16 protein-coding genes and 1 pseudogene are annotated in these 21,928 nt (G+C 60.3%); 10 read left to right on the top strand and 7 right to left on the bottom strand.

Annotation, left to right across the window (positions count from 1 at the left end; all coding sequences use genetic code 11):
* The first annotated feature begins 186 nt into the window (after nucleotides 1–186).
* Together L0U84_RS41390 and L0U84_RS41385 are read left to right on the top strand one after the other, a co-directional pair.
* Nucleotides 187–363 carry a hypothetical protein gene (locus L0U84_RS41390; protein WP_233859588.1) on the top strand — a complete coding sequence of 59 codons (177 nt, stop codon included), beginning with the start codon at nucleotides 187–189 and terminating at the stop codon, nucleotides 361–363.
* A gap of 10 nt (nucleotides 364–373) precedes the next feature.
* On the top strand, nucleotides 374–553 hold the full coding sequence (locus L0U84_RS41385; protein ID WP_233859942.1) for a hypothetical protein: 180 nt from the start codon (nucleotides 374–376) through the stop codon (nucleotides 551–553).
* 114 nt (nucleotides 554–667) lie between these two features.
* On the opposite strand, the gene L0U84_RS41380 is transcribed toward L0U84_RS41385, so the two are convergent.
* On the bottom strand, nucleotides 668–2,857 hold the full coding sequence (locus L0U84_RS41380; protein WP_233859587.1) for a glycoside hydrolase family 28 protein: 2,190 nt from the start codon (nucleotides 2,855–2,857) through the stop codon (nucleotides 668–670).
* A 465-nt stretch (nucleotides 2,858–3,322) separates the two neighbouring features.
* On the opposite strand from L0U84_RS41380, the gene L0U84_RS44125 reads away from it, so the two are divergent.
* From L0U84_RS44125 to L0U84_RS41365, 3 genes are all read left to right on the top strand, one after another.
* Nucleotides 3,323–6,493, top strand: a complete 3,171-nt coding sequence (locus L0U84_RS44125; protein WP_233859586.1) for a CHAT domain-containing protein — start codon at nucleotides 3,323–3,325, stop codon at nucleotides 6,491–6,493.
* Between the two features lie 297 nt (nucleotides 6,494–6,790).
* Nucleotides 6,791–9,862, top strand: a complete 3,072-nt coding sequence (locus tag L0U84_RS44120; protein WP_233859584.1) for a CHAT domain-containing protein — start codon at nucleotides 6,791–6,793, stop codon at nucleotides 9,860–9,862.
* Nucleotides 9,863–9,961: 99 nt separating this feature from the next.
* Nucleotides 9,962–10,507, top strand: a complete 546-nt coding sequence (locus tag L0U84_RS41365) for a M23 family metallopeptidase (protein ID WP_233859582.1) — start codon at nucleotides 9,962–9,964, stop codon at nucleotides 10,505–10,507.
* Nucleotides 10,508–10,586: 79 nt separating this feature from the next.
* Here the strand turns inward: L0U84_RS41365 and L0U84_RS41360 are convergent, their stop codons facing one another.
* From L0U84_RS41360 to L0U84_RS41345, 4 genes are all read right to left on the bottom strand, one after another.
* A complete protein-coding gene (locus L0U84_RS41360; protein ID WP_233859917.1) occupies nucleotides 10,587–10,955 on the bottom strand; it encodes a nitrile hydratase accessory protein in 369 nt (122 codons plus the stop codon).
* A gap of 1 nt (nucleotide 10,956) precedes the next feature.
* Nucleotides 10,957–11,628 carry a nitrile hydratase subunit beta gene (nthB, locus tag L0U84_RS41355; protein WP_233859580.1) on the bottom strand — a complete coding sequence of 224 codons (672 nt, stop codon included), beginning with the start codon at nucleotides 11,626–11,628 and terminating at the stop codon, nucleotides 10,957–10,959.
* Complete coding sequence (gene nthA / locus L0U84_RS41350; protein WP_233859578.1) at nucleotides 11,625–12,299, bottom strand: nitrile hydratase subunit alpha; 675 nt, start codon at nucleotides 12,297–12,299, stop codon at nucleotides 11,625–11,627. Before nthA ends, nthB begins: the two co-directional genes overlap by 4 nt.
* Nucleotides 12,300–12,508: 209 nt before the next feature.
* A complete protein-coding gene (locus tag L0U84_RS41345; RefSeq protein WP_233859576.1) occupies nucleotides 12,509–13,549 on the bottom strand; it encodes a GDSL-type esterase/lipase family protein in 1,041 nt (346 codons plus the stop codon).
* A 1,196-nt stretch (nucleotides 13,550–14,745) separates the two neighbouring features.
* On the opposite strand from L0U84_RS41345, the gene L0U84_RS41340 reads away from it, so the two are divergent.
* The 3 genes from L0U84_RS41340 (at nucleotide 14,746) to L0U84_RS41330 (ending at nucleotide 17,964) form a co-directional block, all read left to right on the top strand.
* The gene (locus L0U84_RS41340) at nucleotides 14,746–15,120 is read left to right on the top strand and encodes a hypothetical protein (RefSeq protein WP_233859574.1); all 375 of its coding nucleotides are present in this window, start codon (nucleotides 14,746–14,748) and stop codon (nucleotides 15,118–15,120) included.
* Between the two features lie 384 nt (nucleotides 15,121–15,504).
* Entirely contained in the window at nucleotides 15,505–16,746 is a 1,242-nt protein-coding gene (locus L0U84_RS41335; protein WP_233859573.1) for a S53 family peptidase, read from the top strand.
* Nucleotides 16,747–17,619: 873 nt separating this feature from the next.
* Nucleotides 17,620–17,964 (top strand): hypothetical protein, encoded by a 345-nt coding sequence (locus L0U84_RS41330; RefSeq protein ID WP_233859571.1) that lies wholly within the window; start codon nucleotides 17,620–17,622, stop codon nucleotides 17,962–17,964.
* A 220-nt stretch (nucleotides 17,965–18,184) separates the two neighbouring features.
* On the opposite strand, the gene L0U84_RS41325 is transcribed toward L0U84_RS41330, so the two are convergent.
* Together L0U84_RS41325 and L0U84_RS41320 are read right to left on the bottom strand one after the other, a co-directional pair.
* A complete protein-coding gene (locus tag L0U84_RS41325) occupies nucleotides 18,185–18,775 on the bottom strand; it encodes a dimethylsulfonioproprionate lyase family protein (RefSeq protein ID WP_233859570.1) in 591 nt (196 codons plus the stop codon).
* Nucleotides 18,776–18,871: 96 nt separating this feature from the next.
* A pseudogene (locus L0U84_RS41320) lies at nucleotides 18,872–19,162 on the bottom strand (LysR family transcriptional regulator); the annotation flags it as partial.
* A gap of 253 nt (nucleotides 19,163–19,415) precedes the next feature.
* On the opposite strand from L0U84_RS41320, the gene L0U84_RS41315 reads away from it, so the two are divergent.
* Together L0U84_RS41315 and L0U84_RS41310 are read left to right on the top strand one after the other, a co-directional pair.
* Entirely contained in the window at nucleotides 19,416–20,675 is a 1,260-nt protein-coding gene (locus L0U84_RS41315) for an aromatic ring-hydroxylating oxygenase subunit alpha (protein ID WP_233859569.1), read from the top strand.
* 52 nt (nucleotides 20,676–20,727) lie between these two features.
* Nucleotides 20,728–21,831 carry a hybrid-cluster NAD(P)-dependent oxidoreductase gene (locus L0U84_RS41310; RefSeq protein ID WP_233859568.1) on the top strand — a complete coding sequence of 368 codons (1,104 nt, stop codon included), beginning with the start codon at nucleotides 20,728–20,730 and terminating at the stop codon, nucleotides 21,829–21,831.
* The last annotated feature ends 97 nt before the right edge of the window (nucleotides 21,832–21,928 follow it).

Here is a 21,928-nt window from a genome sequence, read left to right as displayed (position 1 = left end):
GACCTTGTTTAAGCCCGATTTAAGCGATGCTTCGTACTCTTCGACCCGTACCTTGAGGGGACAACGGCTCGACGGCGTGTGACTTGTCCACCGCGTTATCCACCAAAAATGTGGATAACACGCCCCTTCGGTCGATCCATACGTGCGTAGGACAACTCGGGGCATCCCCGGACGGAAGAGGTTGAGATGGTGTACTTGATTACCGACCTGAAGATGGTCGAAAGCTACGGCCACATCAAGGCTGACAGCGGCCCCGATGCGCTGCGTGAATTCGCGCTCAGCAACGGCTTCGTCGACCTGATGGAGTTCTTCTCCGCCCGGCCCACGTTCGCCAACAACCTGCTCGCCGTTCAACTGCATTGAGGAGACCGACGTGAGCATGAATTTGGGGCAGTCTCTGGTGCACGCCGAGCAGCTGGAAGCCTACGGTGTGATTTCCCGGACGGCGCAGGCGCTCATCCGGTTGATGCAGGAGTACCGCGCCGTAGTCGGCGTGGAGAAATACGAGCAGGTCATCGAGGAAGCGGGCCTCGCTCATCCGGATCCGCAGTGACCCGCTTCGCTGATCTTGCGCCAGGAAAAAACGCGATTCTTCGCGTAACGTCATCGCGCGCAACGAGGTCACCGCACACAGGGACGCGGTTGACCGCGTCCCTGTGCGCCGGCATCAGGTCGCCGGTGCGGTCAGTGAGGTGTTGTACGTAGTGCCCGCGATCACCACGTTGTTCAGCTTAATACCGCTTACATTGCTCACGAAGACCGGACCCGGCGCGGACGACGCAGACGTCGAAGGCGTTGTTGGAAACGCACCCGTGCACACCGGGTTGCCGAGGTTGCAGTTCGAGATCGTGACCCCGCTGATCGGACTCACGGTCGGCACCGGCACCGGACCGTTGTAGTCGACCGCCTCGGGGCCTTGCATGACGAGCGCCTGGAAGCATGAATTCGACCCGGCGACGAAGCCCGACGGCATCGAGTACGACACCGGGCCCGACACGTTGCTCGCGTTCACGTTCGTGATGTTGATATTGCTGATCACCGACGGTATCCAGCGTACCGCATCGCCGGACGGGCTGTAATCGCAGTCGAACGTGATCAATCCACCCTGGCCGGTCGAAGGATTCGGTGCAAGGCCGGTCGTGCCGGAACCGGTAATCTTGTACTGCGGGCCCTGCGAACTCAGCGAGCCGCCGCCGTACTTTCCCGCCAGATTCACGCCGTTGGCCAGCGTCACGCCGTCGATCCAGACGTTGTGGATGAAACCGCCGCGATTCATGTTGCTCTTGAAGCGCAGCGCGATGTTCAGCGGATTGCTCGCCCAATTCTCATTTTCCATCGTCAGATGGCGCGCGTAGACATTCTGCACGCCCGCGCTCATTTCGCTGCCGATCGTCAGACCGCCATGGCCGCTTTGCATCGTGCAGTTTTGCACGACGATGTTCTGCATCGGACCGTACTCGGTGTCGAGATACTTGCCGGACTTCATCGCGATGCAGTCGTCCCCGGTGTTGAACTGAACGTTCTGCACCAGCACGTAGTTGCACGCGTCCGGATCGAAGCCGTCGTTGTTCGGTCCGACGCTGTCGGCGAATACGCCGTCGATCACCACATTCGTGCAGTCGGTCGGGTGATGCTGCCAGAACGGCGTGTTCTGCGTGTGGTAGTTCTGCAGCAGCACGTTCGTGCAGCCGATCAATTCGATCATGCACGGACGCAGAAAATGTCCGTTGCCGAAGATGCGGTCCGTGAAGGGCACGCGCAGCTCGGACAGAGCGGGCAAATAGTTCTGGTCCTGATTCCAGCCCGTGCCCGTGAGCAACTGCATTAGCGAACTCGGCACACCGTACTGATTCGTAAAGGAAACGTTTGCCTGCGGATTCTGGATTTGCGAAGCGGGGAGGCTGGTTAGTGGGACGTTGTTCGGATTCACATAAGCCTGCGACGGCGTCGACGATCCCGCACAGCCGTACGTGTTGCTGCTTCCCTTGTAGGTCCACCAGCACGAGGTGGGCGGCTGGGTGCTCGGCTGCATCGGCGTCATTGCCTGACCGTTCAGCACGCAGGTGTTGTCGTCGGCGGTCAGTGCGATGTTGGTCTGGCAGAACGCATAGATCGGCGAGCCGAAATTCAGACAATCGTTCGCCTGCCAGCGCGTGTGATACAGATTGCCGTTCGCCGTCGTGTAGGGGCCGTTCTTCGCGTAGTCCGCCGGGTTCGGGCTGAAGTAGATCGTGCAGCCCGATGACAGATGCAAGTTCACATGGCTCAGGAGCACGATCGGACCGCCGCAATACCAGTTGCCGGCCGGCACCACCACGCGGCCGCCGCCGGCGCGACTCGCGTCGGCGATCGCGGCATTGAACGCGGCGCACGAGTCGTACTGCGTGCCCGTGTAATCACACGGCACCATCACGTTCGAGCCTGGGCTTTGCCGGTCGTTGGACGGAAAATCGGTCGCTTCCTTACCGTTCACCCATGGAATCGTGCCGCCCGGCCACGCGGTCGACGCAATCAACGCGGAGGCGGGGAGTGTGCGCGCCCCGTAGCTCATTACGTGAAAGTCGCCGGTGTGGGCGAACATCGAGGGATTGAGGTGGGTCAGTTTCCTGAGGATGGCGGTGGCCTGTCCGTCCGGTCCCCAGATCGGGTCCCCGCCGGGTTGTGCCGGAGGTCGGCCTCCAGGATAGGAGGGAATCGGAAGCATCGAGTCTGCCGCCGCCGCCGCGCGACTGACCCCCAGCAGGGTTGCGCCTGCGGACACGCCGGCGAAAGCCATGAACGCGCGCCGTCCGGGAGAGGCGGGCGCATTGGTGAGGGCTTCGGTGAACTTGGGATCGTCCTTGTCATGCGTTTCCATTGATTCGTTCTCCTGTTTTGTCTCGCTGAGAGGCTGATTGAACTCCGACGGCCATGAGGCCGCGTGGCGACGCTAATGCGAACGGAAGATGCAGAGTTACAGCGAAGAGATCGGTCAGGAGCGGCTGGCTCGATCGCCCGGACTATTGTTGTCGGACGACATTCGGATCGTCAATCGAATTTAACCGGGGCAGATTACTTTTGTCCTATATGACTACAAGTTGCTTACGGCGCGGAAAATTTGTAAGACGAGCTCCATTCCATCGCGACTCGTAGCTCGACCGGCGAGTGTGCTTGATCAGCTCACTGAACCCTCCAGAAGAGACAGCGGAGGCAGGCGTGGCGCTTGTCGCATCGAAGACGAGTCGGCTCTTGCCACGGCGATCGTCTAACATTCCTGACAGGCACGCAGATCGCGTATTCCGTGCTCGCAAGTCGTTGAAGAACGCCAGTTCGGAGGTGGCTCGTGATCACTCCATCGATGGCAGCGAGACGCCCGCGGATCTTCCCGGCCACGCGCGGCCTCATTCTCGTTCTCCGGTTCTGCACGATGTTGTTCCTGATCGCCTCTTGCGGCGAGGGATCGGCTTTCGCTAGCGATGAAACGAACGACGAGCTGGCTGTGCAACCGGACCCGCACTTCGTCGCCGAACTCGAAAGACAGGTCTCCGAGATACCGCTCGCCTCGCAGACGAACGAGGAAAAGTGTGCCTTTTACCAATCCCGGGGAGTCGCGAACTTTCGCCTTGGCCGGTATCCGGCCGCAATCGCCGATCTGACACAGGCGGAGGCATCGATCGGCTACTGGCAAAAAGACGCTGCACCTTGTAGCCGGGACATCATTCGTGTCGCGCTAATCTCGGCGTACGAAGAATCGGGCGACATGGTGGCCAATATCGAATATCTGAAACGGACGCTGGACAAGCTGTCGGCCTCAGACCTGACTCGCCACCTGTTCATCGATACCGATCTCGCTCACGCGCAGCTCGATCTGGGAAGGCTGCCTGAAGCCAATGCGTCCCTGGAGTCGGCCAAAGGACTGTTCTTGCGGCTGCGACACAGTTCCAAAATCGTGACGTTGGAAGCGTCTGCGGTGATCCATGGGGTAGACGCGCGGTTGCAGATGGATGAGGGGAACTACCGTGCTGGCGTAGAGTTGGCCCGACAAGAAGTCGATTTACGCCGTGAGATCCTCCATGCAAAGAGCGAGTTGTACGGGCCCGACAGTGAGGCGGCACGCGAGGCTAGGAGATATGTGGCAATCGCTGAAGCGCGACTCGCTTATGCACTCGTAAGCACCGGAAAGCTGGGAGAAGCGGGACACTTCGCGCGCCTATCGTACGTGGAAGTCTCGACGCTCTCCGGGTTCGGTTCGAACCGCACAGCATCGGCGCTAAAGCTGCTGGCGATCATCCGGCTCCGGGAAGGACATATCAAGCAGGCGGAACAACTTTTCGATCGAGCGTTGCAGGCCGCGGATGCAGCGAAGATCGTGCCATATTCACTCGGACTGGCTGGTCTACGCGGGTGGAAAGGACTGGTACTCAACATGCAGGGAAGATGGGCAGAATCAGCCGAAATCTTCCGCCAGCGCGACATCGCCATGCGAGAAAGTGAAGAGCAGTTCTCGACGTTCGGGTCAAAACACTCAGAGTGGGCTCTCGCGCTGCTGAACCTTGGAAAGTCAGCGCAAGCGGAGGGAATGCTTCGACACCAGATCAGCTGGGCTGAGCGTCGTCCCCGCCCAGATCCAACCGACATTGCCGTCTTCCGCGGCTATCTGGGCAACACGCTGTCCGCCCAGGGGAAGAACGAAGCGGCTCTCGTACAGTACCGGCTGGCGCTGCCTGAGCTCGCCAAACCGTGGAGATATGGCGGAGGCGACGACGGGAAAGATGCCGCGATCGGCTATGTGCAGCAATACAAGCTTCGCGTGATCACCGAGGGTTACCTCGAGCTGCTCGCGAAAATGGCACGGTCCGGTGAAACACCCGCCGGTGTCGACGTGGCCGCGGAGACATTCGGGTTGGCCGACACGGTTCGCAATGGCCTTGTTCAGCGCGCGATCACGGCGAGCACCGCGCGAACCAGCCTGCCGAATTCACAGCTTGCAGAGCTCGCCCGCCGCGAACAGGATGCAGCCAATCGTGCCCAGTCGCTTGGCAGTCTGCTGGAACGCGTGTCCCTGATGCCGAACAAACAGACCGACGACGCGACGATCAACGCGCTCGAGCGCAAGGTACGCCTCGCTCAGGAGCAACAGGCAGCGCTGGCAAAAGAGATCACCGCCCGCTTCCCGACCTATGCTGACCTGGTCGCGCCACGAGCAACAGCGATCAGCGACGTTCGCCGATTGCTACGCCCGGACGAGGCGGTGGTGGCATTTTTTGTCGGCGCTCGACAAACGTATCTATGGACGCTCGCAGGCGACACGTCTCGCTTCAGAGCAGTACCGATCTCGCGCGAGCGCTTGCTTCAGCAAGTCGAGTCGCTCAGGCATAGCGTCGATCTGTCCGATGGCACGCTCAAACGCTTCGATGTCGCTGCGGCTCAGGAACTCTATTCGACCTTGCTGGCGCCCGACGCCGCGCTCTGGGAAACAGCACGCACACTCATCGTGATACCCGACGGCCCGCTTGCCCAGATCCCTTTAGGACTTCTCCTGACGGGCCGCGACGGCGACGTCACGGATGGCTCGCAAGGTATCGACGCGAACAGGCCGTGGCTCATCAAGCGTGTGGCTATCTCCGAGTTTTCATCCGCCAACGTGCTGCTCGCGTTGAGGACCGCGTCGACCAAAGCGGCCGAACGGCGGCCGTTCCTTGGTTTTGGCGACCCCGTCTTCGTCGCGCAGCCACCGGCAGGAGAACGCACGACGCGTGGATTGTCGATCCGCGATCTCGTCGTGGCGCCCGCTGCCGCTGCCGCCGACACCGACACAGCGCCGGCCCCGGCACTGGCGGCAAAGCAGGCCCCGACGCTGTCAAACCTTTCGCGTCCATCGGGCGTTCCGCTCGTCGAGGCGTTTTCTCACTTGCCCCCGCTGCCCGATACCGGGGAAGAACTGCGTGACATTGCCCGTAGTACGGGAGCGGACCTTCAACGCGATCTTTTTCTGGGCGCGCGGGCCACCGTCGGCAATGTGAAGGCCGCGCAATTGTCGCGCTATCGTGTGGTCGCCTTTGCGACTCATAGCCTCGCACCCGGCGAGGTGGCGGGCCTCGACGAGCCCGCACTCGCGATGTCCAATCCAGCGCTGGTAAACGATCCCGGGAGCACCGGCTTCCTGAGCATCGACGACATACTCGGCCTGACGCTCGACGCGGATTGGGTCGTGCTGTCCGCCTGCAATACGGGAGGACATGACGATGAGAACGGCGAATCCGCCTCCGGGCTGGAGCGGGCGTTTTTCTACGCTGGCGCGCGTGGCATTCTGGTTTCGAACTGGGCAGTCGAGACGGTATCGGCACGGCTGCTGACGACTACCTTGTTCCGCAACCAGGCAGCCGATCATGGAATGTCGAGGGCGCAGGCCCTGCGGCAGGCAATGCTGGAGGTCATGCGCACGCCGGGAGAAAAGTATGGCCATCCGGCTTTCTGGGCTGCGTTTTCACTCGTAGGTGACGGACGGGATTGAAGCGAAGTCCGTCTCAGCGCACTCAAAACTCATGCGGCGTCAGTGCAAAGTACGACGACGGATTCCGGTAAGCACATCAGTAGTCGGACCGGGACGACGACATATTCCATATCAAGGCGCAAATCGCCGAGGTATCGGCATGTATCCACGATGTCAGCGGCTATTCTCCAGACGCAGGACCCTCTGCCGTGGCGGATGAGGATGATGTCAGTTGCTGCTGTTGGCACACCGTCCGGGCGCGCACTCTCAGCCCGTGCAATGCAATTCCGAACGACTCAATGACGCGAGGAGGAGCAAGTGAAAACGACGCACATGCACCTCGCGTGGTGTTTTTTCACATTGCTGCTTGCCGGTTGCTCGTCAGGCGCGCTGACTACACATGATGAAGCGGGCAACCTGCCGCTCTCGGCATCCGTTCAACCAATCCTGCAGCCGCCGCGAAACACGAACGACATTCTTGTGGAAATCCGCACCGAGAAGGGCAATGAGGCTACCTTGCAGCGTCTCACGGAGATTGCCGATGCAACATCTCCTCAGGACGGTCAGAGCCTGTTGACGTTCTATTGGAAACGTGCGAATGCGGCCGCGCAGATCGGCCGCCCGGAACAGGCACTTACCGATCTGCGCACGGCTTATGAGCAAACAGAGCACGCCGGCTTCGCGGGAGCAAGACGCGATGTCGTCCGGGAACTCGCCAATGCGGAATTGGAGGCGGGCAACTTCCAGACGGCGATCGAACTCATGCAACAGGCCATACGCGAGGTACCCAGGTCAATCGGCAACTATGAAACGCTGAGTGCCATCTATGCCTCGATGGGCGATACGAGCGACTCTCGCAGTGCCGGCCAGCAGGCGCAGCAACTATTGAGCCGCGTCAGCCAGTCCGATCCACCGCAGGAGTGGCGTGCCCCGACCGTCGAATATCTGATCCTCGAGTCGGACGGCCAGTGGCGAAAGGCCGAGCCCTATATACGCGACTCGATCGCCGCCTACAAGGCCAGCGCTCGAAAAGATCGGACGCCCAACTGGGTCGAGAAACGTCTACTGCATCTGTCCGCCAATCTGGTGAAGCAGGGTAGGTATGACGAGGCGGAAGCAATAGATCGCCAGGTAATTCGCACGTTGCTTCGTCGAGTCGGGCGAACCAACCTCGATACCGTCGATGGGGTCCTCGCGCTGGGCGAAGCGGTTTATGCACGAAACCACATCGCTGATGCGCTTCGTCTGTGCGACGAAGCGCTCGCGATCCTTGACGAGATGAAGGCGCCGCCGAATGTACGCGAACGCCGCCTGATCGATCACTTCAAGGGCCGCATTTATCTGGCGGAAGGCGACCTGACGAAGAGCCTGATCTCGTTTGAGCAGGCAAAAGCGGGGCTCCCCGACGACGACTTCTTTGCGAGATCCCTCTTTCAGCAGTCACCTGATGCAATTCTGTCTTTGGCCGCAAATGGACAGACCGCGCGGGCGGTCCCGCTCGCGACCACGCTGGTGGAACTGCGGCGCGGCACATATGGGGAAGGCAGTCGGGAATGGGTCGAGGCACGCGCGATTCATGCATTCACGCTCGCCCATGCCGGGCAGAGCGCCGACGCAATCGCCGAGTTCGAGGTATTTGCGCAATACTCCACGACCGGCGGAGGTAGCAACGTATTCGACCATGTGCGTTACCACCTCCTGACGGAATGTTACGTTGGCGTCATGTTCGAAGCCTCGCAGCATGCGAGCGACTCCAATGTGAGCCGGCAGATGGCCGAGAAGGCCTTTGTACTGGCGGATTCGGCACGCGAAGCTGAGGTTCGACGAGCGATTCAGGCTTCGTCCATGCGAGCGGCAGCAACGTCGTCGCAAACAGCAGACGTCGTTCGTCAGGAACAGGATCTTGCTTTGCGCGCGAGTGCATTGCGCGTTCATCTCGCCAGGTTGTCCGCCACCCGGCCCAGCCCGCAGATACAGCAGGTCACGTCGGAACTCGTCGACGAACTGAAGCGGACTCAGCAGGAGCAGGACGCGGCTCACCGGCTTCTCGTCATGCATCTGGGCGAGCGCGGCGCCGCGCTGGAGTCGCCCGGCGTGGGGGTCGGCGCTGTCGCCAAGGCGCTGCACCCGGACGAGGTGCTGGTCGCGACCTTCGTCAGCAGCGATCGCATCTTTATCTGGAGTATCGATCCGTCCGGCTCGATTCTGTTTCGCGCGTCCAGCGGCGGGCGTGAACAGATTAGCCGCCTCGTGGCGTTGGTGCGGGCCTCGACCGAAATACACGGAGATACCTTCGCAAGCATCAAGCCGTTCGATGTCGCCGCGGCCTACGCCATCTATGAACAGGGTCTCATGCCTGTACGGTCGGGATGGGATCGCGCGCATTCGCTCGTCATTGTCCCTGACGAAGCACTTGGCTTCGTGCCGTTCGGCTTGCTACCCGTTGAGCGGCCTTCGCACACGACTGATGCTCAAGCGATGTTCGACGGTTACCGGCAGGTAGCATGGCTGGCCCGCACGCACGCCACTTCGAGCGTGCCGTCAGCCGCGGCGTTCGTCAGTCTGCGGCAAGCATCGCCGGCGAGCGCTGCCCGCAAGAAATTCATCGGCTTCGGCGACCCTCTCTTTAGCGCCGCCCAGTCGGCCGCCGGGGCGCCTCAGATGAGCCAGCGAGGCGCGAATGCCATCCGTGTCCTCGATACACGTATCACTAGTCGGGGCGCCTTGGATAGCCAGGCGCTCGTCTCGGCGCATCTGGACGATCTGATGCCGCTCCCCGAAACGGCCGACGAGGTACGCAAGGTAGCGCGTGCGCTCTGTGCGGATGAAAGCTCGGACGTTTTACTCGGCACCGCGGCAACCGTATCGGCGGCGAAGAGCGGGCTGCTCGCCGATCGCCGTGTCGTCATGTTTGCCACGCACGGACTCGTGCCGGGGGACCTCGACGGACTCCAGCAACCTGCTCTGGCCTTGTCGAATCCAAAGGTGGTGGGTGGAACGGGCGACGGACTGCTTAGGATGAGCGATGTGCTAACGCTCAAACTGAACGCCGACTGGGTAGTGCTGTCAGCCTGCAACACGGCTGCGGCCGATGGCGCTGGTTCGGAGGCGATATCAGGTCTGGGACGGGCTTTTTTCTACGCGGGCACGCGCGCTCTGCTTGCAACGCATTGGGCTGTGGAAACCGAGTCGGCCCAGGAACTGACGACCCAGCTGTTTTCTCTTCAACATTCGGAGCCGACGCTGGGCCGCGCTGAAGCGTTGAGGCAAACAATGAATGCAATGATCGACAAATCCGGACGATTCAGAGACGGCAAGATGATCGCGTCGTATGCGCATCCGTTTTTCTGGGCGCCGTTTGCGCTTTTTGGCGATGGCGGTGCAAACTGAACGATAGCGTCATCAGCGCGGCGATGGGCTGGGGAGGTTCGAAGACCTTCGCGTTTGGTGAGATAAAGCCTGGCCAGGCATCATCAAAGGAGTAGCGACATGACTCTGCCTCTTGTAGTGAACACGATTCGCTCAGACGGACCGCATGAGGCTCTCGGCAACTCCTTCGGCAAGGTTCGGAATAATGGAACGACATGGCATAAAGGCTGGGATCTCTCCGCTGAACCCAATTCTCCGGTGTTCGCCGTAGCGGATGGAACTGTTGTGCAGGTTCACACAAACGTGTCGGGCTTCGGCCGCTGCATCTTGCTTGAATTCAAAAATCCAAAGTACAAGCCCGGGTTGAACGCTTCCATTGGAATCGAAAACTATGAAAAGCTCTACGCGCTCTACGCGCACCTGAGTCATGTCGAAGTTAGCAAAGGCGACTCGGTAAAAGAGGCTGAACGGATCGGGAAAACGGGTGTGTCGGGTAATGCGCTCGGGGAACCCGCCCATCTGCATTTTGAGTTGTTGCTTGAGAATAGCCTTGCCAGGGGCGCGCCGCGCATGGATCCCGGTGAGCTATTGGGTTACGAGCTGTATGCCTGTGGTGGCACAGGCCTGGTGAACCAGGAAGTGTTCGGCTCGCTTAAAGGTAACTAGCTGCGTGCGCGACGATGGGTCCGTCCCAACTGCTGCGCGCGCAGGCGGCACTGCGCTGGAACGCACAACGCGCGCATTGTCACTTCAATTCGATCGGCTGCCCATGCGGTGTATGTCTTGCCGCGATTTCCCACTCGCTGCGGCGCTGCTCGAGAATACCGGCGCTCAGCAAGCCCTTGCGGGCGCTGATGAGTTCCAATGCCGTCAACCAGTGGCCGTAGTAAGTGTCGCCGTGGTCCGGGTCGCCGGCCGACTGCGCATCGCGGATGGTCTGTCCCAGACATTCCGCCCATTCGGCCCACGTGAACAGGCCGCGCTGATGCAGACTCAACGTCATTGCAAACGCCCTGGCTTCCCATGGTGCGTGGAAAACCGGCCCCCCATCGTCACAAGGCAATGCCGGCAATGCAGCGTGCAATTCGGGCAGGATTGACCGGGTGCGTGTCATATCAGGCAGGCGTGACATCCGGATACTCCAGATAGGATTCCCAGCAATCGACACAGACGGATGCCGCGGTCGTATCCTTCCCCCACAGTTCCGACCCATCGAAGCGAATCGTATACAGCCATTGGGGCTGTTCACCGAGCCCGATTGCGTTGGTGTCGGGAAAAACGTGCGGACCGTGCACCGCGACGACGCGACCTCGCCTGCCTCGGCAATAGCGCGGCAACCGTGTATGCGTGGATGGATTGAACTGACGGGTCACGACTGCGTCGCCGATCTTGAAGCGCGCCTCGGTGGTCGCAGGACGATCGACGGGACTGCCTCGGCGGAGCGTCGCGGCCACGGCGCTAGCCATCAATACGCGAGGCACCGGCGCTCCTGAACGGCTCGACACGCCGTTAGCGATTTCCTCGGTCGTCGCCAAGCCCGTTTCCAGCAGCAGCGTTTTCAGACCTTCGAACCAGATTTCGAAGTAGCTGCTGGCGAGATATTGCGCAGGCGGCAAGCTCTCCCGCGCGGCACGAGACATGTCGATGTTCCACTTACCGAGCGCGCCCATCGCCAACGTAATCGCCAGCACGCGACGCTCCCAGTCCGCGTGAAAAATCACCGCGTCGTCTTCCGGCCGTACCGGACCGAACGATTGCATACCACCCAGATCTTGTGCACCGTTCATGTCGACTCCCGGGCGGCTTCCGGCCCTTTCGGCAGACCTGCGCCGATCATCGAATCACGAGTCACCAGTGCGGCCAATGCTTCCTCGGAGAGACCAGCAGTGCCGGGGGGCTGCATAGGCAACACCAGATAGCGGACCTCCGAGGTGGAGTCCCACACGCGAAACTCGACGTCGGCGCCCAATTCAAAGCCGAATTCCTTCAATACACCCCGCGGATCGATCACGGCACGTGACCGGTAGGGCGCCGACTTGTACCAGACTGGCGGAAGCCCGAGTACCGGCCACGGATAGCATGAACACAATGTGCAGACCACCATGTTGTGGATCGCGGGCGTGTTCTCCAATACGACCATGTGCTCGCCCTGTCTGCCTTGATATCCGAGCGAGGCGATCGCTGCTGTCGCGTCGTCGAGCAACCATCGTCTGTACGCGGGATCGACCCACGCTTTCGCGATCACGCGCGCACCGTTGCGCGGCCCGACCTTGTGCTCGTAGGTCTCGATCAGTACGTCCAGCGCGTTGGGATCGACGTAACCCTTCTCGACCAGCAGAGATTCCAGTGCGCGAACGCGCAAGTCCATCTCCGGCAGAGCACTGCCCGCGTGATCGTGATCGCGTTCGTCAGCATGTGGATGCTGCTGCCCGTCGCTAGGAGGTTCGTTACCGTTCATCGAAGGTCGCCCGGAAGGTGTCCGACGTGACGAGTATGGTCGGCGCAACAGGCAAATGCAATTCGGACGAGCAAGCCGCCGGCGAGGCGATGAACGGCTCAGCGTGTCGGAGCGAACTCATGGGTATGCTCTATTCCGTCAGGCAACTGTCCGCATCGGACATCGCGTGCTATCCGCTGACTGCAACGAGGGTTACATGGATGACGTCATCACTTGAGGCTATTGAGGTCCAATGCGTTGGCGATCGCCTGCATGCCAGCATCGTTCGGATGCAGGTTGTCGCCACTGTTAAAAGCCGGCAGGAAGGAGGCTGGGTCAGCGGGATCGCTCACGGCGCGAGCCTGGTCCAGCACGGCATCGCAGCCGCTCGACGAGCTCAGCACAAACGTGTTGATCGCTTCGCGCGATGTTTCGATCGCGGCCGTCCAGTATTGCGTGCCGCGAAACGGTGTCAGCGTGGAGCAGACAACCTTGACGTTGACCCCATGTGCGCGGGCGATCAGCTGCTGAAAAGCGCCGATCAGATCCTGCGCGCTGGATGGTGTGTCGGTGTTGAGGTTGTTGACGGCATCGTCGGACACGATGATCCACTTCACTCCGGGCTGGGCCAACGCGTCGCGATCGAAGCGATTCAGGCCCGCCTGGCCCGCGCCGTCGGTGAAAAAGTTATTGCCACTGATTCCCTCGTTCAGTACACCGACCACCATGCCGGCGTCGGAAAGGCGAACGGCAAGATCGTTCGGCCAACGGCGATTAGCGTTGCTGCTTGATGCGCTCCCGTCGGTGATCGACGCGCCGAATGCCACCACCGTGCCCGTTGCCTGCGGGTTTTGAACATCCACGTTCGTCAAAAAGTAATAGGCCTGACCGGCAGGGTTAGTGGTGAAGCCGGTGAAGCTCGGATCCGCACCGAGGTTACCCGACGCGACATAGACGTCCTGTAGCGAGCCGTCGTGGCCCGTCGGCTGCGGTGAGGTTGCGCCGGGCAGATACACGCTGACCGCAAGATCCGCGAGTGGCGGCACGTCGAAGGGAACAGGGTCGCTTGCGATCGACGCGCCTGCGGGCAGCGTCACACTTTGCTGGCCTCCGAACGTCACGGTTCTGGTGCTGCTGGCGACCGTACTGGGACCGCTGTCGCGCAGGGCAACATAAACGTTGCCGATCACGACGGACCCGCTCCCGTAGAGGTTCGACAGATGCACACGCACGGCAGACCCGCCAATGCTGGTATGCACGATCTGGCGCACGGTCTGGTTGTTGAAGCCCGGACTCTGAGTGACCCATGGTGCAACAGCCCAGGTGCCGGTCCACGGGAGCGCTGCCGTGCCCTGGGACACTCCTGCAGAACTACTTCCCGATGGTGCGCTGGCACCACTCGCCGGTGTTGCGCCGGAACCGCTTCCCGATGTCGCGCCGGAACCACTCGCCGGTGTTGCGCCGGAACCGCTCCCCGATGTCGCGCTGGAACCGCTCGCCGGTGATGCGCCGGAACCGCTTCCCGATGTTGCGCCGGAACCACTCCCCGAGGTTCCGCCGGAACTGGTCGCCGATGTTCCGCCCGAGCCCGTTCCCCCATTCGCGCCGCCACTACTTCCACCGCCACCGCCACAGGACACGCAGACTGCCGCAAAAAGCGCAATCACTGCGCGTCGATTGCAGCAGCTAGTGCTATCGGCTAGTTCTTGCAATCGGTGCATAGTGCCTCTCAGAGCGGTTTGCCGGACCACAAGAAGGTCAACCTGTACACGAACAACCGCGTTGACGCAATGCGCAATATTTATACCTGCGTGTCTTCTTACGTCCGACTATTGGCAATAGATGAGCTTGCGAACCGCCGTTGTGGCAGTGCGCCGTCGGTAGCTTTTGACGCCAAGTTCGAAGACGGTCGAGTGATGATCGGCTGCACTAGCCAATAACCTCGCGGACGCTCAACGTGCAGAGCTAGTGGGATCTTTGTTAGCTTCACATCTGCATGGCATTTTCGTGTTCGTGCCGCCGGGAAACATAAACTGCCTTTAAAAAAGCAATATTCTTCTCGGCATCACGGAGGAAGATCGCGAGCTTGTCTCATGCATTTTTATTCCTCACGATCGAGCGTGATCACACCAGGTTCCCAACATAGCGAGATGAAATTTACCGACGACGCGCCCGTGGTCGCGTAATTTTTTCGGCCCAGCAGAAACTGCCTGATTTAAGGGCCTGTTCGCAGACCTAACGTGTGCGGTAGGGAGTTCAAATTCGTAAAGCTGTTGTTCAATTTCACCCTCGGGTATTTGCTAATCAGAGCATCTACCCACCACGCGATGAGCGCGTTAGAATGAATTCACGATGACGCGTTGCACAACGATCGCTCGGTGCGCTCAACATAAGGTTTCTGGAGAAGACCTTTATACGTACCGGTTAGCGTCCCTATCCAGCTGAGTTGAACTTACGGAGAACGTGCATGACCGTTTTCACACCTGTACAACTCATTGCGACGCAACAGGCCAGGTTGGCCGCTCTGTTTGCGCTGACAAAACAGGCTCTTCAAGAGTTTAAAAAGCCGGTTGAACCCGATTTTCTGTCGGTTAAGGTCGTGCCCGAAACAGGCATGCCTCGTCGTCAGGAAGCGCTGTCTCGCACGACGCCCGAGATTCGAGCAGTGCGTCCAGCCGAGCGAAAATCGCGGTCGGCCGCCGAGTTCAACTTCAAGCTCATCTGCAAACCACCGGCGCAAGCGATCAAGTCTGCGCGAAGTCACCTGTGGGCGGATCCGCCCACTACCGCAAGAGCACTCCAGAAATACGTCATATCTATACGACGAATCGTGTGGCAATAGCGACCGGGAATAACAGGTTATCGCTGCGTCGTACCGCTCCACGATTGCTCCGCGCGCGGCGCACCTCACTCTCATCGGGGACTCGCCTGGCGTAATGTCGACAGCACACCTTTTCACGAGGTGTGCTCGAACTTCGCTCTTGAGGATGAGAGAGAAGTCGATAACCGTTGATCGACGCCTGCGAACTATTTCATTTCGATTGCCGATTGAATGCGGCGTCGATGAGGATTGCCTGATGTCGTGCGCACTCGGCATGCCCTTGAATAGCCCGTTTTCCAGAATGCCTGGGTGACCAGGAAAAGCTGGTGAAAACAAACGCTGCGCTCCGTTTCAAGAGAGCTTTTCATGCAGCAATTTATGAACTGGGATTAGGAGAAGCGGCAAATGAAAACGTATCCAACAATCGCATTGTGTGTGATCGCCAGTTTGTCAGGTTGTGGTGGCGACGCGGGCGATGGCGGAAACTTCGCGCCCGCGAGCCCGGTTTCTCACTGGAAGCGTATCGATCAGATGACGGGGCAGATGGTTACAGGCAGCGGCATTGCCGGCACGTTGAGCCCCAACGACCTGATGACCCACTACAACATGCCTCCCCAATACACGGGCGCAGGTCAGACCATTGTCATCGTCGACGCGGCTGGTTCGGCCGACGTCGCCAGTGACCTGAACGCCTTTAGCGCCTATTACGGCCTACCTCAGTGCAATGCCACGAATGCCTGCTTTCAGCAGATCAATCTGAGTAGCGCGCCCGCAGCGTCTTCCAATGACTGGGACATGGAGATCGGCCTCGATGTGGAATGGGCGCATGCGATGGCTCCCGCGGCCAAAATCGTCCTGATTGAAGCCGCTAGCGCAAACGTGGCCGACCTGTTCAAAGCACTTCAAGCTTCGGTGGCGCAGCCGAACGTCGCGGCGGTGTCCATGAGTTGGGGCGCGCCAGAATATGCATCCGAGACCAGGTCGAATTACGACGGCTTTTTCAAGCAACATCCCGGCGTAGCTTTTTTCGCAGCCGCGGGCGATACAGGGAACGACGGAAGCAATCAGATCTATCCTGCCGCTTCGCCCTACGTCACGGCTGTGGGCGGTACCACGATCGCGAGTCTCGTGTTGCCGCAAACCAGCACTAGCGAAGTCGCCTGGTCTCAGGGAGGGGGCGGCGCAAGCATCTATGAGACGATGCCAGCCTATCAAAGCGCTTATCTGAAGTCGACCAATAGCCCGGCACTGAGGCTGAACAAAGGCAAACGCGGCATTCCGGACGTCGCGTATAACGCAGACCCGTCAGCAAGCCCGGTTGCAGTCTATGTCAAGGGTGGCTGGTATGCGATAGGCGGCACGAGCGCGGGTGCGCCTCAATGGTCGGCGATCGTGGCGCGTCTCGGACAGTATCTGAATGGCAAAGGCTCTTCAGTGTCAGGGTTGCTGACGCCAAATAACGGTTTCAATGGCGTGATCTACCAGACCAGACTGAACCAGGCTTCGAACAGCGGCTTCTATAACGTGACGGTCGGCTCGAACGACACTAGCGGAAAGCCTTGTGCGCTGTGTTCCGCGGGGCCAGGATACGACGACGTGACAGGGCTGGGTGTTCCCAATGTCGGCAACCTGCTGGGAAGCTTCTGAGGCTCCTGTACCGAAGTTCACGGGCGGCTGGAGCGGCCTGACTCAAGTCATTGCCTGAGCGTCCGCCATAGCCGCCGCACATCCTCGTACTGTTGTCCGGGAAACATGTGGGGATGGCGGGAACACTTTGTTCCCTGCGGTTTAAATGTAGCCCTGAAGTGATGACGCGGAGCCGAAGTGCAACGCTCGATAGAAACTCATTGCGTAGCGCACGCATCTCGCGTCTCACGTCAATTCGACGGCAATCACGACTTCCAGCGCGGCGCGCGCGAGCTCTTCCAACGAAGAGCGCCACGAGGCCGCTGAGAAGGATCGAGAGAACCATTTCCCGTCGCCATTCGCGGCGTTCGTGGCTCGCATCGAGAGTTTGAAGGGTCTCTTTCGTGTGCCGGGGCAGCGGCGCCGGGATCTCTGTCGTGACCACATGGATCGAGGCGCTGTCTATCCTCGAGCCTCCGGTAGACGTATGTGTGCGCGGCCGCATATCGGTCACGACTCGTTCAGCAAACGTTCAGATTTCGCATTTAGAGTTTGCCCGGCTTCACAGGCAGAACGGCGGACGGGTTGAGCGTATTAAGCGGTACAAGAGGTCGGTCTCCGTGGACGAAGAAAGCATGCCGCATTCTCAGGCGACGCCGCGAGCCGGAAGCCGAGCCGGAAGCGCCGACTCGCGTGATGCCCGACGTCACGTCGCTTCGCGCACAAGCGTTTGTTTATAGAGGAAATCGTGTTTCTCGTGCAATTTCTGGCAGTTGACATGCGCACGCGTGACGATGCGCGGGACCGGATGGCCGAGCCGCAGGGCTGGCCGCGCGATCCACGATACGTTCGGCGTCGGTCCGATGGCGACGCAGCGAGGGAGCGCATCCGGCCATGACCAGGACCGCCTACCTCATCGATCCGTGGACGCGCACCGTGCAAGCGGTAGAGCGCACCGCTGTCGATGCCTCCGGTGTCCTGCGGGAAATCCATTCGCTGATGCACTGCGACTACATCCAGGCTGTGCGATTGCATAACGCGGGCTCGGACGTCATGTATCTGGACGAGGACGGCTACGTGAAGAATGCGCAGGCTTTCTTTCACTGCCGACTGTGGTCGGATCAAACGGTCGCAGGTCGCGCGCTGTGGGTCGGTAAGACAGTGGACGGGGACGACGCGAGCCCCTCGACTCCGCTCGACGATGTGCGCGCGCACATCGTGTGGGGCGTTCTCGCGTAGGCTACCGGTGTCGACGCTGTTCGTCGATCTGGCCACGGTATTCATCTTCGTTGCGTTGCTCGCCGCGTGGCTCGGCGCATGCGGCGCGGCTCCGCCCAGGCGCGAAGCGCGACGGAGCGACACAGCAAGTGCGGTTGCACATCGGCTTATGAGCGCGGGGAAACACCACAAATGCTTGAATGGTCCTGCGGCTCGGGAAGCGGTGACAAGTGCGACGCTTCTACACCAGCAGACACCACAGCGCAATGAGTGGGCTCGTTCCCGAGCGCATTGCATGCTGGGAACCGGGTGGGTTGTGCAGGCCACCGCCTATGCCGGGATCGAACCAGTCTCCGTCGCGCTGGCGGAATTCCCCTGCGCTGAGCAGCACATACGCCTCTTCCGGCGGATGTCGATGATCGGGGTATCGCGTACGAGGCGCGAGTAACGAGAAGCCAAGCTGCACGTCATAGCGGCTTTCCATGCCGCCAGGGCCGCAAACCATGCCGTTGACGTGCTTCTCGACATAGTCTTCGCTTCCATCGAGCCCGGAAGTTCGTCGTTGCCATCCGATAGCGGGTTCGAGCACCTTGATCGCGCGTGCAGCGTCGCCGACAGCAGAGGGGTCATCGAGCAGCGGTGAAAGGGCCGAAGCGAGGAGGTCACAGGCGGGATAGCGCACGCTGTTGCGCCGTCCGTCGTCGGAAGGCTGGTCGAGACGCTCGAACACTTTCACAGCCAACTGGCGGCCTGCATCCGGCAATGCTTGCCCCTGAAACAGAACTCGAGCAATGCGGATGAAAGTTTCGAGGTCCTTATGTCGCTGATACATGGATGCTCCGGTAATTCCGAGGTGGCGTCCAGATTATCACCGTCAACGCCTGCAGACCGTGGACCTTGCCAGGGCTCGGCACATTTTGGTGTGGTGCGAGAACCGATCGAACGCGCCCGCGATTTTCTGCATCGACTCGGCGACGACGGTGTACAGCGCATCGCCTTCACTCGTCAGATCGATCGAACGGTGCAGACGGTGAAAGAGATGAACGCCGAGCGTCTCTTCGAGCAGCTTGATCTGTCTGCTCACCGCGGACTGGGTGACGCCCAGTTCGCTCGCAGCGTGAGTGAAACTCGCAAGGCGTGCCACGGCTTCGAACTGGACAAGGGCGGTGAGCGACGGAACGATCCGGCGATAGCCCTTCGGCGCTTTGGTGGTCTTCATCCGCGCTCACCTATGTCGACGATAAAACAAGTGGGTTGGGCCCACGGCGATCAGTGTCTTCAAGGGAAACCCTGGGCCAACAACTGGCCAGCGAGACCCAGCCCGAAAGCCATGTTTCGCGGGCATTTTCGCATGACTTAAATGAATGTGACGCGGCTTATAAAGCGCGTTGACGGAGCATTTTCACGGTCCAATACTCACGCCATATCAGTGCCGCAATCGCTATGGAACGTTCTCATTTTGGGGGCCGCAAATGTCTGCCGTTCAGATTCAAACGCACCGCGAACTAATCGATAGCCGCAAGAAGGGACACGGAATGCCCGGCGAGTTGTTCGGCCGACAGGATGTCTTCGAGACGGACGTCGAGGTCTTTTTTCACAAGCTGTGGATTCTCGTTGGCGTAACGGCCGACGTGCCGGAACCGGGCGATGTTCACACGGTGGATATCGGAAAGGCATCGATCATCATTGTGCGCGACGACGACGAAACCGTGCGCGCCTATCGCAACGTTTGTCGTCATCGCGGCTCGCGCATCATGAAGACGGCGGGCAAGGCCAGCGTTGGGATGCTCGTGTGTCCGTACCATCAATGGACGTACGATCTGGACGGTAGTCTCAAGCATTCGACGCACATGGGCAAGGACTTCGATGCAGGCTGCCACAGCCTGATTGCCGTGCATGTCAAGACGGTGGGCCCGCATATTTTCGTTTGCCTCGCCGACGAACCGCCCGCTGACTTCGCGAGGCTCGAGACGGTGATGACGCCGCGTTTTGCACCTTACGATCTGACGCGAACGAAGATCGCCTATGAGATGGAGATCGTCGAAAACGGCAACTGGAAGCTCGTGATGGAAAACAACCGCGAGTGCTACCACTGCGCGGGAACCCATCCGGAGTTGACGAACTCGTTTCTCGCGGAAGACTTCGGCTTTTGTCCGGACGGCCAGAGCGAAGAATCGCTGCAGACCTATGACGCTTACCTGAAGCGCAACACAGCATGCCAGCAAAACTGGGAACAGGACGGTTATGTCTGCGGTACGGTCGAAGCGGTCGACGAAAGCGTGGACACCAATTTTCGAACTCAGCGCCTCGTCATCGCGGGGGCAAACGAATCGCAGACTCTCGACACGAAAGTGGCGTGCACGAAGCTGCTGGGCGACATCGATCGGCGCGATCTTGGTGACGTCCACATGTGGGGCCATCATTCGTGGACTCATGTCATGAGCGACCACGCAGTGGTCGCATATTGCTTGCCCATCGCGCCGGACAAGACGCTGGTGCGCACGGTCTGGCTGGTGCACGCGGACTCGGTTGAAGGCGTGGACTATGACCTGAAACGGCTCACCGAAGTCTGGGTCGCCACCACGAATCAGGACGCGGAACTCGTCGCGAACGCGCACGCGGGAGCGCAGGATCCCGCCTATATTCCCGGGCCATTCTCGAACTATACAGAGGCAGCGTTGGACCAGTTTTCGCGCTGGTACGACGCGAAGCTGAAGGCGCACGGAGTTTGAGGTCGCTATGAACGCAGCCGCGGATTCATGTTTCATTGGTCAGGGCCACGGAATGCCTGATCCCTTTTGCAGTGCGAGCACGTGGGAACGCATGGACGCGCAGTGGCCGAGTCACGAGCAGCGCACGCTCACGTGCACGTGTGTGCGTGCGGAAACGCACGACGTCCGGACCTTCGTGTTTAGCATCCGGGACGGCCAGCTCTTAAGCTTCGAACCCGGGCAGTTCATCACCGTATCGGTCGAAATCGATGGCAAAGAGGTCAGCCGTTGCTACACGATCTCTTCCCCGCCGACGCGTCCCTATACGCTTTCGATTACGGTCAAGCGCACGCCGGGCGGCGTCATGTCGAACTGGCTGCACGAGAACATGAGAGCAGGCGTCGAGCTGAAGGCCTTCGGGCCGTCGGGTGTATTCACGCCGTCTTCGGGCCCCGCTGCAAAGAGTCTGTATCTTTCGGCCGGATCGGGAGTGACGCCTTTGATGTCGATGACGAGGGCGGCGCTCGACCTCGGTCTGAACCGCGACATCGTGTTCATCCACAGCGCACGAACGCCGGTAGACATCATCTTTCGCAACGAGCTTGCGAGCATGTGCGCGCTTTCGGACAAGCTGCGGGTCGTGTACGTCTGTGAGGCACCCGGGAGCGAGCCGGGTTGGTCGGGTCCCGTGGGGCGTCTCGGCATGGACCTGTTGATGGAGCATGTGCCGGACTACCGCGATCGCGAGGTGTTCATCTGCGGTCCGGGAGGCTATATGGACGCTTCCAGAAAGATGCTTGTGGAAGGCGGGCACGACCCTGCCCGATATCATCAGGAGAGCTTCAACTTCGCGCAGACTGTGGAGTGCACCGAGGAGCCGGTCGCTTACCCTGGCGCCGAGCCGGCCGGCCAGGCGGGCTATACGGTGCAGTTGGCGCGCTCCGGTCGCAGCTTCTCGATGGACGGCTCGCAAACGGTGCTGGTCGCTGCGCGAAAGGCCGGTGTGCCCATGCCGTCGTCGTGTAGCCAGGGCATGTGCGGGACCTGTAAGACGAAGGTGCTCGAAGGCACCGTGGACATGAAGCACAACGGCGGCATCCGTCCGCGCGAAATAGACAAGGGCATGCGCTTGATGTGCTGCAGTCGCCCGACTTCAAACCTGGTTCTCGATCTGTAGAACGACCAGCCGTCAGTCATTCCGTGTCCGGTTTGACTCTCCAGCTCAACTTGAACCGAGATTTTTGCCCCATCGGCTCACGCGCGTTGCGTGAGGC

The sequence above is a fragment of the Paraburkholderia sp. HD33-4 genome (assembly GCF_021390635.1).
Taxonomy (GTDB): domain Bacteria; phylum Pseudomonadota; class Gammaproteobacteria; order Burkholderiales; family Burkholderiaceae; genus Paraburkholderia.
Note: the sequence above shows the minus strand (reverse complement) of the source record. Positions and strands in the feature narration are given on the sequence as shown.